This is a genomic window from Pseudomonas sp. LA5, from assembly GCF_028640825.1.
In the GTDB taxonomy this organism is placed as follows: Bacteria; Pseudomonadota; Gammaproteobacteria; order Pseudomonadales; family Pseudomonadaceae; genus Chryseomonas; species Chryseomonas aestiva.
This window is the reverse complement of sequence record NZ_JAQYZY010000057.1, coordinates 141,121-156,372: the sequence shown is the minus strand read 5'-3', so window position 1 is coordinate 156,372 and position 15,252 is coordinate 141,121. Positions and strand designations below refer to the sequence as shown.

The window sequence follows — 15,252 nt, the reverse complement described above, 5'->3', positions numbered from 1 at the left end:
TTATCCCGCTCCCGCCCGCCCGCTAGCCTGACTCCGTTCCCATCGCGACGAGGAAGGCATCCATGCAGGTTCAAGAAGGCTACGCCGATTTCCAAGGCCACCAGACCTGGTACCGGGTCACCGGTGAGCTGGCCAGCGGGCGATTACCGCTGGTGGTGGCCCACGGCGGTCCCGGTTGCACCCATGACTATGTCGACAGCTTCAAGGACCTGGCCGAGCACGGCTGGCCGGTGGTGCATTACGACCAGCTGGGCAATGGCCGTTCCACCCACCTGCGCGGCATCGATCCGGGATTCTGGACGGTGGAGCTGTTTCTCGACGAGCTGAACAACCTGCTGCGCCACCTGGGTATCGGCCAATACGCGCTGCTCGGCCAATCCTGGGGCGGAATGCTGGCTGCCGAGCACGGGGTGCGTCAGCCTGCAGGACTGCGGGGGCTGATCATTGCCAATTCGCCTGCGTCGATGGCGCTCTGGCGCGCGGCTGCAGCAGGGCTGCGGGCCGAGTTGCCGTCCGCGGTGCAGGCCACCCTGGAGCGCCACGAGGCCGCCGGCACCACCGACTCGCCCGAGTATCGCGCCGCCAGCCAGGTCTTCTATGACCGCCATGTCTGCCGGGTGCAGCCGCTGCCGGCCGAGGTGGTGCGGACCTTCGCCGCCATCGACGCCGATCCCACCGTCTATCACGCCATGAACGGTCCTACCGAGTTCCATGTGATCGGCAGTCTGCGGGACTGGAGCGTGATCGAGCGGCTGGCGCGGATCCAGGTGTCGACGCTACTGATCTCCGGGCGTCACGACGAGGCCACGCCGGCCTGCGTGGAGCCCTTCGACCGGCTCATCCCGGACGTGCGCTGGCGCATCTTCGAGAATTCCAGCCACATGCCCCACGTGGAAGAACGCGAGGCCTGCATGGCCATCGTGGCGGACTTTCTCGCCGAGGTGGAGCGCGGTTAGGCCTCGGCGTCGAGGGCCGCAGCGATCTCGTCGATGCGGGTCTGGCGGTCGTCGGCCTGCAGGCGCGACCGCGGATTGAGCGCCGACCATTCCGGGTGGGCCCGGGCTACCTGCACGGCGGCGGGCAGCTTGCCTTCGCGCCAGCGCTGCTCGTCAGGCGCGGCCACTTCGATGGCACCCTGGGCGGCGTGGCCGCGGATTTCCAGCGCCGCCAGCAGCTGACGCTGCCGCAGCGCCAGCAGGCGCAGCACGGCGTCGTCGATGGACAGTTCCCGTCCGCCGCGCAGCTTGCCGAACAGCCGCCGGCCATAGTGGCCGCCGGTCTGGGCCAGGCCACCGGCCAGGGCGCCCAGTACCGTGGCGGCGCCCAGGGTCAGGCCGCCGGCGAGCAGGTCCAGACCGACCCCTGCAGCCGCCCCGGCCGCCACGCCGCCGCCCAGGCGGATGCCGAGCAGGCGCAGGGTTTCCGGATTGAACAGGTCATCGCCCCAGCGGCCGTCCAGCAGCGGCAGGTCGCTGGCATGGGCATCGCCCGGGCGAAAGCCGAACAGCCGCAGGAGTTCTTCCACACAGCGTTGTTCACGGGTGCGCAGGGCGTCGCGCAACTCGGCGGTCGCGGTACTGACCTCGGCTTCGCCCGGCGCCACGCTGCGCCGGGCGGCGGCGGCGTCCACCAGCAATTCGGCGATCAGCCGCACGCCTTGCTGATGGCGGCGGCGGGCCTGCTCGGCATGGTCGGCGATCAGCCGTTGCAGCGCCGGGCGGCCGCTTTCCAGCAGGGTCGCCAGGCTTTCGTAGAGACGCGCCTCGCCATCCGCCGGCGGGGCGACGCTGTCGAAGCGCACCAGGGCGTGCAGGCCGAGACGGGCCAGGATGGCGCGCCAGTCGTCGGCGCGGTGACCGTCGGCGGCGACGAAATTGAGCACCGGCACCAGCGGCCGCCCGCAACCAGCCAGCACCGCCAGTTCGTCGCGGTACTTGGCCAGCACCGGCTCGCGGGCGTCGATCACATAGAGCCCGGCATCGGAGGCGCGCAGCTGGCGAATCACCTTGGCCTCCTGCTCGAATCTCTGGCGGGCTTCCACGCTGTCGAGAAAGCGATCGAGCAGGGTGGCGGCGTCCAGGCGTTCGCCGGGTCTTTCCAGTTGCTCCAGGTAGTCGCGCAGGGCGATGGCGTCCTCCAGGCCGGGGGTATCGTAGAGCTCCAGCAGGGCCTCGCCGTCCACCGACAATCGGGCACCCTCGACATGGCGGGTGGTGCTGGGACGATGGGAAACCTCGCCGAAGTCGATGTCGCGGGTCAGGGTGCGCAGCAGTGAGGTCTTGCCGACATTGGTGTGACCGACCAGCGCCAGGCGCAGGGGGCCGCTCATGGATTCGTCTCCAGCCAGGCCAGTTCTTCGAGATCGCCGGCGCAGTGTGCCAGACGCAGGGCGTCCAGCGCCTGCCGCCAGTTGTCCAGGCGGACCGGATCGAGCTTGCTGCCCAAGGGCGCGGGCAACAGCCAGACGCGGGTCGCCGTGGCACAGCGCGACAATTCTGCTAGCAAGGCCAGGGTACCGCGATCCGGCGACCGGCGCGGATCGCAGGCGATCAGCAGGCGGCGCGCCGGATAGCGGGTCAGCTGTTCGAGCAGATGGCGCCGGCCCTGGCCATCGTCAAGGATGCCGGCATCGCGCACGCCCTCGGGCAGCGGCGGCGGCCAGGTATGGTCGGTGAGTTCGATGCCCACCAGCAGCGCCTCGTCGCCGGTGCGGGCGAGACCGCCGGCGTCCTGCTGGGGCAGGTGGGCGGGGGCGGCGTCGTTGACGCCCAGGCGTTCGCTGGTGGGTAGCAGGCGTTCGCGCAGTTGCCGATAGCCCGGGCGCTCGACGTCCAGCCGCAGCCGTTGGCGACCGCGTCGCCAGCGCCACAGGCAGAGCAGGGTCAACAGCAGCCGTGGCAGCAGGCCGTAGACCAGTACCACGCCCAGCAGCCAGCCGGCCCAGGCCTGCCGTGCCGTGGCCAGGGGGCTGCCAGCATCGCCACTGGCGGCGATGCTGGCCGGATCGGGCAGCGGAAAACCCAGCAGCTGGGGCAGGGCGCCGAGTACCTGGGTGAGCAGCACGAAGGTGTCGCTGCCAAGCAGGGTGGTCTCCCAGACGAACAGATAGCTGCGCCCGGAAAGCAGGGCCAGCAGGGTGGCCAGGGCGCTGCCGAGGATCAGCAGCCAGAGACCGTGCACCAGCCCGCCCAGCGCCCAGGGCAGCAGACGGGCGCGGCCGAGCAGCCCGACCAGCGCGGGCCCCAGGTGCAGGGCGCGGGCATCGCGCGCCAGGCGGCCGGAGAGCCACAGCCAGAGGCGCGCCAGCGGCGAGGCCAGCTGGCGGCCGCCGCCCAGCAGGCCGAGGGTCCAGACCAGCAGGCTGAGCAGGTTGATCCCGAGCAGACTGCCCAGCGCCCAGAACACATTGACCGGGCGACTGCCATCGCCCAGGGCCCCGGCGGCGAGTCCCGCGCCGCAGAACAGCGCGACGATGCCCAGCAGCCAGGCGGCCAGCAGCGCACCCTGGCGCCAGCGGCGCCGCGCTGCCAGCAGGCCGTCGCGCTGGCCGAGCAGACGGGCGCGCGTCACCAGCCGCGACTCGAAGGGGCCACCGGCCGCACGCGCCTGGCGATTGGCCTCGGCGTCTTCCAGCGGGCCGCTGTCTTCCTCGGTCAGGCGCAGGGCTTCGGTGAGCCAGAGATCCTCGAAGGCGGGAGAGGGGAGTGCGGTCACGCGTCGACGCCCTTGCGGCAAAGACGCCGAGCATAGTCCCTGGCGCCCTGGCTGTTAACGCCTCTGTTATGCTCTGTCACCATGAAAACCTCTCTTCCCCTGAGCCTGATCGTCGCCGTGGCCGACAACGGCGTCATCGGCATCGACAATCGTCTCCCCTGGCACCTGCCGGCGGAGCTCAAATATTTCAAGGCCGTGACCCTCGGCAAGCCGCTGGTCATGGGTCGCAAGACCTGGGATTCCCTGGGCCGCCCGTTGCCGGGCCGACTGAATCTGGTGGTCTCCCGTCAGACTGATCTGGTGGCCGAAGGTGCCGAGGTGCGGACCTCGCTGGCCGCTGCCGTGGAGCGCGCCGAGGCCTGGGCCCGGGAGCGCGAGGCCAGCGAGATCATGCTGATCGGTGGCGCCCAGCTGTTCGCCGAAGCCCTGCCGGTGGCCCAGCGCCTTTACCTGACCCGGGTCGCCCTGGCGCCGGCCGGGGACGTGTTCTTTCCCGATTGGCAGGAGGCGGAGTGGGAGCTTGTCTCGCGCCAGGAACATGCGGCCGAGGACGACCGTCCGGCCTATGCCTGCGAGGTCTGGGAGCGCCGGGCCTAGGGGCGGTCGCCTGCAGCCTTCCCGCCTGGCTCCGGTCATTGTTTCGACCTTAAGTAAAACCTAAGACGGGTATGGCATAAAGACGCTGAGGCAGGCCGCCTGGGCGGCCGGAGGGCACGACCATGAGGGCGATCGACAGCCAGACTTCGACGGCAATGGCAGGGACTCAGCCTGCCAATCCGAGCGTTACCGCCAGTCAGGGCGCATCCGCCAGTGACTCCACCAGCGCGGGGGGAATCCCAGCCGGCACCGATGTGGCGGTGGATCTGTCGCCCGCCGCCCAGCTCATAGCCGGATTGCTGCCGGGCCAGTCGAACGGTAACAGCGATCTCGATGGCTTCATGCAGATCCTCCAGCAGCAGATCCGCAGCCAGGGCACCGATGCCGCCGTGCTCGGCGAACTGCCCCAGGCTGCCAGTGCCGACCGCGTGCAATTGGCCAAACAGGCGGCCAACCACCTGCTGGTGAGCTATTACCATGACGACAGTCGCTATGCCGACGCCTCCACCCAGGATCCCTTCGCCAATCTGGACAGCGACAGCCTGACCCGGATCGCCAGTGACGATTCCGGCACCTTTACTTCGGCTGAGCGTCAGCTGGCCTATTTCGAAGGGGCGCAGCGCGGTACCGATGGCGCCAACGTGGCCTTCTCCGGTCTCTCCCCGCAGGCGCAGGGGTCCGCTTCCTGGAACTGGGCACCTGCCGCCACCGAGGATTCCGGCATCCTGGGGACCCTGAATCCGGGCGCACCGGACTGGCAGTCGGGTCAGTTGAACACCCAGCTCATCGATGGCCTGAGCGCTGGCGGGGTGGCGACTGCGGCGGCTCAGGAAACGGCCGCGTTGGCGGCGCCGACCCTTGGCGTCACCACCGGGGCGGATGGCGCACCCCAATGGACGACGCAACCGTCAGACGGGCAGGACGCCGAAGCGAGCACCGCGCTGGATGGCAGCATCCTCACCCAGATGACCGGCGCGACGGCGGCGCCTTCGCTGTCGCTCTATCGCCAGATCGCCGCCTTTGGTTGAGTGGCGCTGTTGGGCTAAGACCTGTCTGTTGGGCTTCGACGATGGAGCCGTCTCAGCCCAACCTACGCGGTCGGTAGGTTGGCGCTGAGTGCAGCGATGCCCAACATCGTGTCGCTCAGACCTGTCTGTTGGGCTTCGACGATGGAGCCGTCTCATCCCAACCTACGCGGTCGGTAGGTTGGCGCTGAGCGCAGCGAAGCCCAACATCGTGGCGCTCAGGTCTGTCTTTTGGGCTTCGACAATGGAGTCGTCTCAACCCAACCTACGTCAGAGCGGTAGGTTGGCGCTGAGCGCAGCGAAGCCCAACGCCAAGATGCCCTCAGATCGCCCGCAGCTTCTTCGCCGGCAGGTAGTCGCGGTGGACGCGCTCTTCCACCAGGTACAGCCAGCAAGGGCCTTCCACCTGGGGAAAAAGGCGCACTTCCTGAATGCTGCTGGGCTTGGGTTCGCCATTGCCGACCTGCACGGCCACCGTCTGGCCCAGGCGGAAGCGCGGGACCACGCCGGCGTCCACCACGCTCTGCTCGGCCTTGGTCGCCGGACGGCCCAGGTATTCGCCCAGGTCCACCGGACCGGAGGGGCCTTCGGCGACGGTGTCCACATGGAAGCTGTAGGCGGTGGCCAGGCCTTCGTCACCACCGTGGATCTCGCCCTGCTTGATGCGCGACACGGCCTGGTCGAGGGCGGCGTCGAGCGTCAGTTCGTTGTTCGATTGCAGGGTGATGACGATGCGGCGTTCGAAGGGGTACTGGCTCATGGTTTCGACTTTTTCGGCAGATAAGGAAAAGAAGGGACATCTTGTGCCTCCTTTGGCCGGCCGCTGTCCAGCCGGGGGCGCCCGATCGGTGATCGCGTTTGCAACCCCAGGTGTCCAGCGGCCCGGCGGTCACCGGGGCCTGGCTGAAAAGTGCCTGCGCTCGGCCAGGCTGCGTTGAAAAGCCGTTCCGAACGCTCATCTACTGCTCGTAAACGCCGCTTCCTCACGAATTTTCGCCTTGCCTGACCTTCGCGCGGCGACTTTTCGGACGAAGCCTAGTCATTGCGCCGCTTGAGCTGGTCTTTCAGCTGGGTCGGCACCTCGCGAATGATCAGCAGATCCTGGCCTTCGTCGTATTCGATGCGCGAGCCCAGCAGGTGCGCCTCGAAGCTGATCGACAGCCCCTCGGCACGGCCGGTGAAGCGGCGGAATTGATTGAGGGTGCGCTTGTCCGCCGGGATCTCCGGGGCCAGACCGTAATCCTTGTTGCGGATGTAGTCGTAGAAGGCACGCGGTGCCTGGTCATCCATCAGCTCGGAGAGGGCGTCCAGGGCCATGGGCTCGCCGCGCTTGGCCTGGCTACTGGCGTAGTCCACCAGGGTGTCGGTCTTTTCCTTGGCGGCCTCTTCCGGCAGGTCCTCGCTCTCCACGTAGTCGCTGAAGGCCTTGAGCAGGGTCCGGGTCTCGCCCTTGGCGTCGACGCCTTCCTGGCAGCCGATGAAGTCGCGGAAGTAATCCGAGACCTTCTTGCCGCCCTTGCCGCGAATGAAGGAGATGTACTGGCGCGACTGCTTGTTGTTGCGCCACTCCGAAAGGTTGATCCGCGCGGCCAGATGCAGCTGACCCAGGTCCAGGTGCTTGGCCGGGGCCACTTCCAGACTCTCGGTGACGGTCACCCCCTCGCTGTGGTGCAGCAAAGCGATGCTCAGGTAGTCGGTCATGCCCTGCTGGTACTGGGCGAACAGCACATGGCCGCCGGTGGAAAGGTTGCTGCTCTCCATCAGCCCCTTGAGGTGCTCCACCGCCTGGCGACTGAAGGCGACGAAGTCCTGCTCGCCTTCCAGGTAGGCATGGAGCCAGCCGCTCAAGGGATAGGCGCCGGATTCCTCGTGGAACAGGCCCCAGGCCTTGTTGGGCTTGGCGTTGTAGCTGTCGTTGAGATCGGCCAGCAGATTCTCGATGGCCTGGGAGTCGGCCAGTTCGGCGTCCCGCGCGTGCAGGGTCGCGGGCTGGCCGTCGGGCTTCTTGTCGATCAGATGGACGATGGCGTGACGGATCGGCATGACGGCCTCGGGTAACGGAGAAAAGTCCGCCAGTCTAACGCCCCCGCGTCCTGGCGGGCAGGCCCTGGGCGCCGCAGGCTCAGCGCGCCGCCGTGGCCTGCTTTTCCTGCAGCGCGTTGCCCAGGTGGCGGGTCATGAAGACCGCGGCTTCTTCACGGCGATCCTCGAGCAGCAGGTCGATCAGCTGCAGGTGCTCCTGACAGCGGCGCTGGGCCTGCTCGCGATCCACCGACTTCTGGTATTCGATCAAGCGGCGCAGGCGATTGAGCCGGCGCAGTGCATCGAGGATGAAGGCATTGCCCGAGCAGCGGGCGATGGTCTCGTGCAGGCGGGTGTTGGCGTCGAAGATCTCCGCGGGCGAGGCCTCGAACACCCGGCCCGCGGCCAGCAGCGCCTGCTCGTCGCGGCAGCGCCGCAATTCGCCGGCATCCAGGGTGAAGCCGGCGTCGCGGATGCCAGCCGGCTCGATCAGCAGGCGGAAGGCATAGCTCTGGGCATAGGCATCCGGCGAGGTGAGACCTTCGACGAAGCTCCAGCCGTAGCCCGGCAGGCGCTCCGCCCAGCCTTCCTGGACGATGCGCCTGAGGATATCGGCCAGTTGCCCACGGGTGACCTGGTAGCGGCGGATCAGCTCGTTTTCCGTGACCTTGAGCGGCAATTCGCCCTCGATGCGGTCGCGGGCGATGGTCAGGTACAGGCGTTCGCTGGCGGACACCTCTTCGCGCGCCTGGGGCGTGGCGTCCAGGGCCGCGGCGGCCACGGCGAAACCGCCCTCGGGATGCCGCGCCAGCAGGCTCTGGTCGGCCATCTGCTGCAGGGCGCTGCGCACCGGCGAGCGCGACACCCGCAGCCGCTCGGCCAGGGCGCGCTCGGGCAGCCGGGTGCCGACCGCCAGCTGGTGCGAGGCGATGTAGGTGAGGATGTCGGGAATCAGTTGGGAGGCGAGGGTGGTGCCCATGGCAGCGCTGGCGAGTCGATCGGAAAGATCCGGGATGCTAGCACGGGACCCGCCGGGCGCAGCCGGCGGGTCCCGCGGGCGAGCGCTCAGTCGCCGCTCGGGCTGACGTCCATGTCCTTGAGCTTAACCAGCCGGCTGCCGTGCTTGCAGCGATAGCCCAGCCAGACGGCGAGAAACAGCGGCAGGCTGATGTAGGTGGCGGCCAGGCCCAGCCAGTCGACGCCGTGCGGCCCGAACAGGGCGGCATAGTTCTGCCCCAGGGTGATCACCAGGCAGAGGGCGAAGGCCAGCAGCGGCCCGAAGGGAAACAGCTTGGCACGGTAGGGCAGGTCTTCCAGCCGGCGACCCTGCGCCAGGTAGCCCTGGCGGAAGCGATGGTGGGACACGGCGATGCCCAGCCAGGCGATGAAGCCGCACATGCCCGAGGTGTTGAGCAGCCAGCCATAGAGCGCCTTGTCGCCCACCAGGGAGGTGAAGAAGCACAGGGCGCCCACCGCGGTGGTGGCCAGCAGGGCGTTGCGCGGCACGCCATTGCGCGAGACGCGGGCGAACAGCCGCGGCGCCTTGCCCTGTTCGGCCAGGCTGTGCAGCATCCGCGTCGAGGCGTACATGCCCGAGGTGCCGGCGGAGAGCACCGCCGAGAGGATCACCGCGTTCATCAGGCTGGCGGCGAAGGCCAGGCCGGCGCGCTCGAACAGCAGGGTGAACGGCGAGACGGAGACGTCGGTGGCATCGTTCTGCAGCAGGCGCGGATCGGTATAGGGGATCAGCATGCCGATGACGAAGATCGCCAGCACATAGAACATCAGGATGCGCCAGAACACCTGGCGGATGGCGATGGGCACGTTCTTGCGCGGATTTTCCGATTCGCCGGCGGCGATGCCGATCAGCTCGGTGCCCTGGAAGGAAAAGCCGGCGATCATGGCCACCCCGACCATGGCCTGCAGGCCGCCGACGAAGGGCGCCTCGCCCTGGGTGAACACGGACAGCCCAGGCGGCTCGATGCCGCTGAAGATGCCGAGGATGGCGGCCAGGCCCAGGCCGATGAAGACCACCACGGTGGCCACCTTGATCAGCGCGAACCAGAATTCGCTCTCGCCGAAGCCGCGCACCGACACCGCATTGAGCAGGAACATCAGCGCGAGGAACAGTGCGCTCCAGATCAGCCCGGGCACCTCGGGAAACCAGAAGCCCATCACCAGTTGCGCCGCCACCAGTTCGGCGGCGATGGTCACCGCCCAGTTGTACCAGTAGTTCCAGCCGAGGGCGAAGCCGAAGCCGTCCTCGACGAAGCGACTGCCATAGATGGAGAAGGAACCCGACACCGGCTGGTAGGCGGCCATCTCGCCGAGGCTGGTCATGAGGAAGTAGACCATCAGGCCGATCAGCGCATAGGCCGCCAGGGCGCCGCCCGGGCCGGCGGTGGCCACGGTGGCGCCGGAGGCGACGAACAGCCCGGTGCCGATGGAGCCGCCGATGGCGATCATGTTGAGGTGGCGGGGCTTGAGCCGGCGCTGCAGACTCGGAGAGGCGGTGGACATGGGAATTCCAGCTGGCAGTTTAACGGGGGCCGGCGCTGGCTCTGGCGGCCAGTCGCGGTCGTCGAATGAAGGGTGGTGTGCGGAACGCCCGCGGCCGTCGGCGCGGGCAGCGCCAAAAAAGCCGCGAAGCTTAGCAGGCCAAGGGCGCCAGGTGGGATGGCGGTCGTCGGTGCGCGGCCGGGCGAGGAAGCCAGCACGGCCGTTCTGGCTACGGGAGGCGGTACAGGGCAAGCGCTAGCCGGCGTGATCAGCGCAGCAGCGAACGGCGGACCGCCGCCACGTCTTCAGCCAGGATACTGAGGTCGAGCGCGGCCAGGCAGGGGAGGACGGTCCGCTGCGCTGCGGCAGCGGACCGGGTAGCGTCTTTAGCCCGAGATCAGGACGCGTCGATCCAGATGGTCTTGATCTCGGTGTACTGGTCGTGGGCCCACAGCGACTTGTCGCGCCCGCCGAACCCCGACTCCTTGTAGCCGCCGAAGGGGGTGGAGGCATCGCCCTCGCCGAAGCAGTTGACGGTGACGATGCCGGCACGGATGCCGCGAGCCAGCTTGATGGCATTGCGCAGGTTGCCGGTGTAGGCCGAGGCGGCCAGGCCGTAGGCGGTGTCGTTGGCCAGCTCCAGGGCTTCGTCGAGGGTATCGAAGGGGGTCACGCTCAGCACCGGGCCGAAGATCTCCTCGCGGAACAGGCGGCTGTCACGCGCCACGCCGTCGACGATGGTCGGCTCCACATAGACGCCATCGCGGGTCGCGCCACCGGTCACCACCTTGAGCTGCTGCTCGCTGGCGTGCTCCAGGTAGGAACGGACCTTGTCGAAATGCGCCTTGCTGACCATGGAACCCAGGCGGTTCTCCGGGTCCAGCGGGTCGCCCAGCTGCCAGTCCTGCAGGTGGACCTGGACGCGCTCCAGCAGGGCATCCTTGACCTCGCGATGGACGATCAGCCGCGACGATGCCGAGCAGTTCTCGCCCATGTTCCAGAAGGCGCCATTGACCACGTGCTGGGCGACCTGGTCGAGATCCTCGACGTCGTTCATCACCACGGCGGGGTTCTTGCCGCCCAGTTCCAGGACGATGCGCTTGAGATTGGATTCGGCGGCGTACTTGAGGAACAGCCGACCGGTGTCGGTGGAGCCGGTAAAGCTGACCGCGGCGATGTCCGGATGCCGGCCGATGGGTTCGCCGGCCTCCTTGCCACTGCCGGGCACCACGTTGAACACGCCGGCCGGCACCCCGGCCTGGTGGGCCAGCTCGGCTACCCGCAGGGCACTGAGGGTGGTCTCCTTGGCCGGCTTGACCACGATGGAGCAGCCAGCGGCCAGCGAGGGACCGATCTTCCAGGCCAGCATCAGCAGCGGGAAGTTCCAGGGTAGTACCAGGCCGACCACGCCGATGGGCTCGCGTACCACCATGGCCAGGGCGCCGGCGCCGGTGGGGGCGGTGGCGTCGTAGATCTTGTCGATCAGCTCGGCGTGCCAGCGCAGGGTGTTGATGGTCTCCGGTACGTCGATGGTCTGGCACTCGCGCACCGGCTTGCCACTGTCGAGGCTCTCCACCACCGCCAGTTCATGGGCGTGTTCTTCCAGCAGGGCGGCGAATTTCTGCAGCACGGCCTTGCGCGCGGAAGGGTGCAGACCGCTCCAGCGACCGTCTTCGAAGGCGGTCTTGGCGGCGGCTACGGCGGCGTCCACGTCGGCGGCGCCACAGGCGGCCACCTGCGCCAGTTCAGCGCCAGTGGCGGGGTTGGTGGTGACGAAGGTCTGGCCGCTCCGGGTGGCGACGAAGGCGCCATCGATAAAGGCCTGGGTGCGCAGCTCGACGGTGGCGGCGAGGTCGGCGTAGGCGGCTTTGCTCAGCAGATCGGTCATGGTCAGGCTCCCTGGACGATACGGGCGACGTTGCTCTTCAGCGCGGTGATCACCTGCGCCAGTTCGGCTTGCTCGGCTGCGGTCATGCCTTTGAGCGGGGCACGCACGCCGCCGTTGGGCAGGCCGGCGAGTTCGCAGCCGTACTTGATCGACTGCACGAACTTGCCGCCTTCGAGGTAATCCATCAGCGGCAGCATGGCCGCCATGATCCGGCGCCCCTTGGCGAAGTCCTGCTCCAGCACGCAGGCCTGGTAGAGCGCCACGTGCTCGTGCGGCACGAAGTTGGAGCCGGCGCAGACCCAGCTGCGCGCGCCCCAGGCGAAGAATTCCAGGGCCTGGTCGTCCCAGCCGCAGGAAAGCTGCAGGTCCGGGCGCTTGACCGCGTGGCGGTGCAGACTCGCCATGTCGCCGCTGCTTTCCTTGATCGACTGGACGTTGCGGCAGCCGGCGATGGCGGCGAAGAAGTCCTCGCCCATGGCCACGTTCATCCGCCCCGGATAGTTGTAGAGCATGATCGGCAGGTCGGCGGCGCGATCCACCGTCAGTACGTGCTCGGCGATCTCCTGCTGGGTCGGCAGGGCATAGGGCGGGGTGCCGACCAGCAGGGCATCAGCCCCGTGCTCACGGGCGGCCTGGGCGAACTGCACCGAATCCTCGGTACGGATGGCGCCGGTGCCGATCACCAGTGGCAGGCGCCGGCCCACCACGTCGCAGGCCTGGGCGATCAGCGCCAGGCGCTCCTCGCCGCTGTGGGCGTAGTACTCGCCGGTGGAACCGCCGACCACGATGCCGTGCACCTTGGACTCGATCAGGTATTCCAGGACCTGGGCGAAACCGGCCTGGTCGATGGCGCCGTCCGCCTTGAGCGGGGTGATGGCCGGGGTATAGATGCCGTCGAAGTTCATGGGTGGAGCCTCCAGAGGTTGCACGGATGTCAGCGGGGAGGGCGCGGCCGTCAGCTTTCGCAGCCGGCGCGGTACTGTCCCCACAAGAGGTTGAAATTGACGCCGGCCGAGAGGAACGGCTGCGGTGGGTTGGCATTGGGCCCGGGCGCGGCGAGCAGGAAATCGATCAGTTCGTCGCGCTCGCCGGCCAGCCAGTTGGCGAGCAGCTTGCCGGTGGCAGTACCGCGGGTGACCCCCAGGCCGTTGCAGCCCAGGGCGCCATAGACGTTGGGGGCCAGCTGGCCGAAGAAGCCGTTGTGGTTGCGGGTCATGGCCAGGGCGCCACCCCAGGTGTACTCGAAGGTCACCTTGGGCAGCATGGGAAAGCGGCGGGCGAAGGAGGCCTGGTGACGCTGCAGCACCCGCTGCAAATGCTTGGGATTGCTGCGGCCATCGGGGTTGAAGCTGAAGCTGTTGCGGATCAGCAGGCGCTGGTCGGGGGTACGCCGCACCGTGGTGCCGAAGGGATCGGCGGGGATGGCACCCCAGAAGGGCTTGCCGCCCAGCAGCGCCTGCTCGTCGGGCGTCAACCGCCGCGTGAGACTGCCGTAGGTGAAGATCGGCAGCATGCGCCCCTGCAGGAAGCCGAAGTGCTGGCCGAAGGAATTGTTGGCCAGCACCAGTTTGCCGGCGGTGATACGGCCAGCGGCATGCCGCAGCTCGGGGCGCGGACCGTAGTCCACGTCCAGGATCGGCGTGCGCTCGAAGAGCGTGACATTGGTCGGTAGATTCTCGGCCAAACCCTTGACCAGGGCGCTGGGCTGGATCAGCACCGCGCCAGGGGTATAGAGCGCCCGCTGATAGAAGTCCGTGCCCAGATGCTCGGGCAGGGTCTCGCGTTCGATCATCTGGTAGGGCTGGTCGAGCTTGTCCAGGCCGCGCCGGTAGGCGTCGAGCACTGCCAGGCCGCGTTCCTCGACGGCGGCCTGATACTTGCCGCAGGCCTGCAGCTGGCAATCGATGCCGTAGCGTTCGACCTGCCGGCGCAGGTAGGCCTGGCCACTCAGGTTCAGCTTGAGCACGGTGCGGGCGATGCCGATGTCGCCGATGTAGTCCTCGGCGCCGATGTCATGGGGCAGGTCGATGGCGAAGCCGGCATTGCGCCCGGCCGGGCCCAGACCGACCTCCTGCGCCTCCACCAGGATCACCTCGTCGTCCGGGAACTTCAGCGCCAGCTGCCGCGCGGCAGCGAGACCGGTGAAACCGGCGCCGACCACCACCCAGGGCGCCTCGCTATGACCGCGATGGCTGGGCCGGGGCGTGCGCGGGGCACTGGTGTGGTACCAGCCACAGGTGTTGTCGTCGGCGGGCAGGGCTTGGACTTTCATGGTGCGCAACCGTCTCTGGTGAAGCGTCTGGCCTGAACGCGAGGCGCACAGGGCTTGCCCGCCTCCCGGGGAGGCAGGATGTCGCTTGAGGTCGTTCAGGACCGGGCCGCGGGCTCAGGCCGTTCAGGCCCGGCGGTCCGGTACGTCGTGGTGGCGCTGTGCCCGACTACTGCCCGGTCACGGCGCGCTGGCGCCGTCTAGGCGATCACTTCTGGCCAGCGGCGCGGGCGTCCGCCAGCCAGCCGTCCCACTCGGCCTGGTGCGCCTTGATCCACTCGGCGGCCTGACGCTTGATGTCGTCCAGCGATTTCTCGCCGTTCTGCATCTTGAGGTTCTGGGCGCTTTCGTCGGCGGTGGCGATCTTCAGCTCCGAGAGGAACTTGACCGCGGCGGGGTTCTTCCTGGCGAAGTCCTTGTTGATCACCGCCACGACGTTGTCGATGGGAGCGCCCAGGTTCTTGCCCTCGAAGGTGGTGTTCACGTCGTTCTTGCCGTCGGGCAGCGAGGTGAAGGGCACTGGTAGCCAGACAACGTCCCGGCCTTCCACCAGCACGCTGGAGATCCACTGCGGCACCCAGGTGTAGTAGAAGATCGGCTTGCCGTCCTTGTAGCGCTGGATGGTGTCGGCCATCAGCGCGAAATAGGAGCCGCGGTTGTCGGTGACGGTGTCGTTCAGGCCATAGGCCTTGAGCTGGTGCTCGACGATCACCTCGCAGCCCCAGCCGGGGTTGCAGCCGGTAAGGTCGGCCTTGCCGTCGCCATTGCTGTCGAACAGCTTGGCGATTTCCGGCTTCTTGAAGTCCGAGATGTCCTTGATGTGGTACTGGTCGGCGGTCTTCTTGTCGATCATGAAGCCCTGCAGCACGCCTGGCATCACGTTACCGGCCTTGACCATGGTGTCGTCGCCGCCGGCCTTGTCATAGAAGGCCTGGTGCATGTGTTCCCACATGTGCACGGTGAAGTCGGCGTCGCCATAGGACAGCGCCAGGAACAGCGCCGGATAGTCGGTTTCCTTGGGGGCCTTGACGTCGTAGCCCAGCGCCTTGAGGCCGGCGATGGCGATCTCGCCGCGAAAGCGTTCTTCGGCGATGGTGGGGAAAATCGGCGTGACTTTCACCCCGGCGCCGGGGTGGTCGGCGCTAGCGGCATGGACGGCGCCGCTCAGGGCCAGACCCAGGAGGGAGGCGGCGAAGCCGGTCAGGAGCGCTTTTTTGCATGCGGAAAGATTCATGGAG

At 68.0% G+C, this 15,252-nt stretch carries 13 protein-coding genes; 3 read left to right on the top strand and 10 right to left on the bottom strand.

All coding sequences use genetic code 11. The features are described from left to right. Positions 1–62 precede the first annotated feature (62 nt). A complete protein-coding gene (locus PVZ72_RS21785) occupies positions 63–956 on the top strand; it encodes a proline iminopeptidase-family hydrolase (RefSeq protein WP_273862992.1) in 894 nt (297 codons plus the stop codon). Here the strand turns inward: PVZ72_RS21785 and PVZ72_RS21780 are convergent. Then, a complete protein-coding gene (locus PVZ72_RS21780; RefSeq protein WP_187978530.1) occupies positions 953–2,329 on the bottom strand; it encodes a GTPase/DUF3482 domain-containing protein in 1,377 nt (458 codons plus the stop codon). The genes PVZ72_RS21785 and PVZ72_RS21780 overlap by 4 nt on opposite strands. Then, the gene (locus PVZ72_RS21775; RefSeq protein ID WP_273862991.1) at positions 2,326–3,714 is read right to left on the bottom strand and encodes a DUF2868 domain-containing protein; all 1,389 of its coding nucleotides are present in this window, start codon (positions 3,712–3,714) and stop codon (positions 2,326–2,328) included. The genes PVZ72_RS21780 and PVZ72_RS21775 overlap by 4 nt, the downstream gene beginning before the upstream one ends. 81 nt (positions 3,715–3,795) lie before the next feature. Here PVZ72_RS21775 and PVZ72_RS21770 point away from each other — a divergent pair, with 81 nt between their 5' ends. Together PVZ72_RS21770 and PVZ72_RS21765 are read left to right on the top strand one after the other, a co-directional pair. Then, entirely contained in the window at positions 3,796–4,311 is a 516-nt protein-coding gene (locus PVZ72_RS21770; protein ID WP_187978532.1) for a dihydrofolate reductase, read from the top strand. 260 nt (positions 4,312–4,571) lie between these two features. Then, positions 4,572–5,339, top strand: coding sequence for a hypothetical protein (locus PVZ72_RS21765; protein ID WP_273862990.1), 768 nt, complete (start codon positions 4,572–4,574; stop codon positions 5,337–5,339). A gap of 319 nt (positions 5,340–5,658) precedes the next feature. Here PVZ72_RS21765 and PVZ72_RS21760 read toward each other — a convergent pair whose 3' ends face one another. The 8 genes from PVZ72_RS21760 to proX all read right to left on the bottom strand — a co-directional run bounded on the left by PVZ72_RS21760 (position 5,659) and on the right by proX (position 15,248). Then, a complete protein-coding gene (locus PVZ72_RS21760; RefSeq protein WP_133862900.1) occupies positions 5,659–6,096 on the bottom strand; it encodes a hypothetical protein in 438 nt (145 codons plus the stop codon). Positions 6,097–6,371: 275 nt separating this feature from the next. Continuing rightward, entirely contained in the window at positions 6,372–7,379 is a 1,008-nt protein-coding gene (gene yejK, locus PVZ72_RS21755; protein ID WP_017640943.1) for a nucleoid-associated protein YejK, read from the bottom strand. Between the two features lie 79 nt (positions 7,380–7,458). Continuing rightward, positions 7,459–8,337, bottom strand: coding sequence for a GntR family transcriptional regulator (locus PVZ72_RS21750; protein ID WP_133862901.1), 879 nt, complete (start codon positions 8,335–8,337; stop codon positions 7,459–7,461). 86 nt (positions 8,338–8,423) lie between these two features. After that, the gene (locus PVZ72_RS21745; protein WP_187978534.1) at positions 8,424–9,878 is read right to left on the bottom strand and encodes an amino acid permease; all 1,455 of its coding nucleotides are present in this window, start codon (positions 9,876–9,878) and stop codon (positions 8,424–8,426) included. Positions 9,879–10,254: 376 nt separating this feature from the next. Then, a complete protein-coding gene (locus PVZ72_RS21740) occupies positions 10,255–11,745 on the bottom strand; it encodes an aldehyde dehydrogenase (protein ID WP_187978535.1) in 1,491 nt (496 codons plus the stop codon). A gap of 2 nt (positions 11,746–11,747) precedes the next feature. Beyond that, entirely contained in the window at positions 11,748–12,650 is a 903-nt protein-coding gene (locus PVZ72_RS21735) for a dihydrodipicolinate synthase family protein (RefSeq protein WP_273862989.1), read from the bottom strand. Between the two features lie 50 nt (positions 12,651–12,700). Beyond that, positions 12,701–14,017: an NAD(P)/FAD-dependent oxidoreductase gene (locus tag PVZ72_RS21730; protein WP_187978537.1), complete on the bottom strand. Its 1,317-nt coding sequence runs from the start codon at positions 14,015–14,017 to the stop codon at positions 12,701–12,703. A gap of 205 nt (positions 14,018–14,222) precedes the next feature. Next, the gene (proX, locus tag PVZ72_RS21725; protein WP_187978538.1) at positions 14,223–15,248 is read right to left on the bottom strand and encodes a glycine betaine/L-proline ABC transporter substrate-binding protein ProX; all 1,026 of its coding nucleotides are present in this window, start codon (positions 15,246–15,248) and stop codon (positions 14,223–14,225) included. Positions 15,249–15,252: the final 4 nt, after the last annotated feature.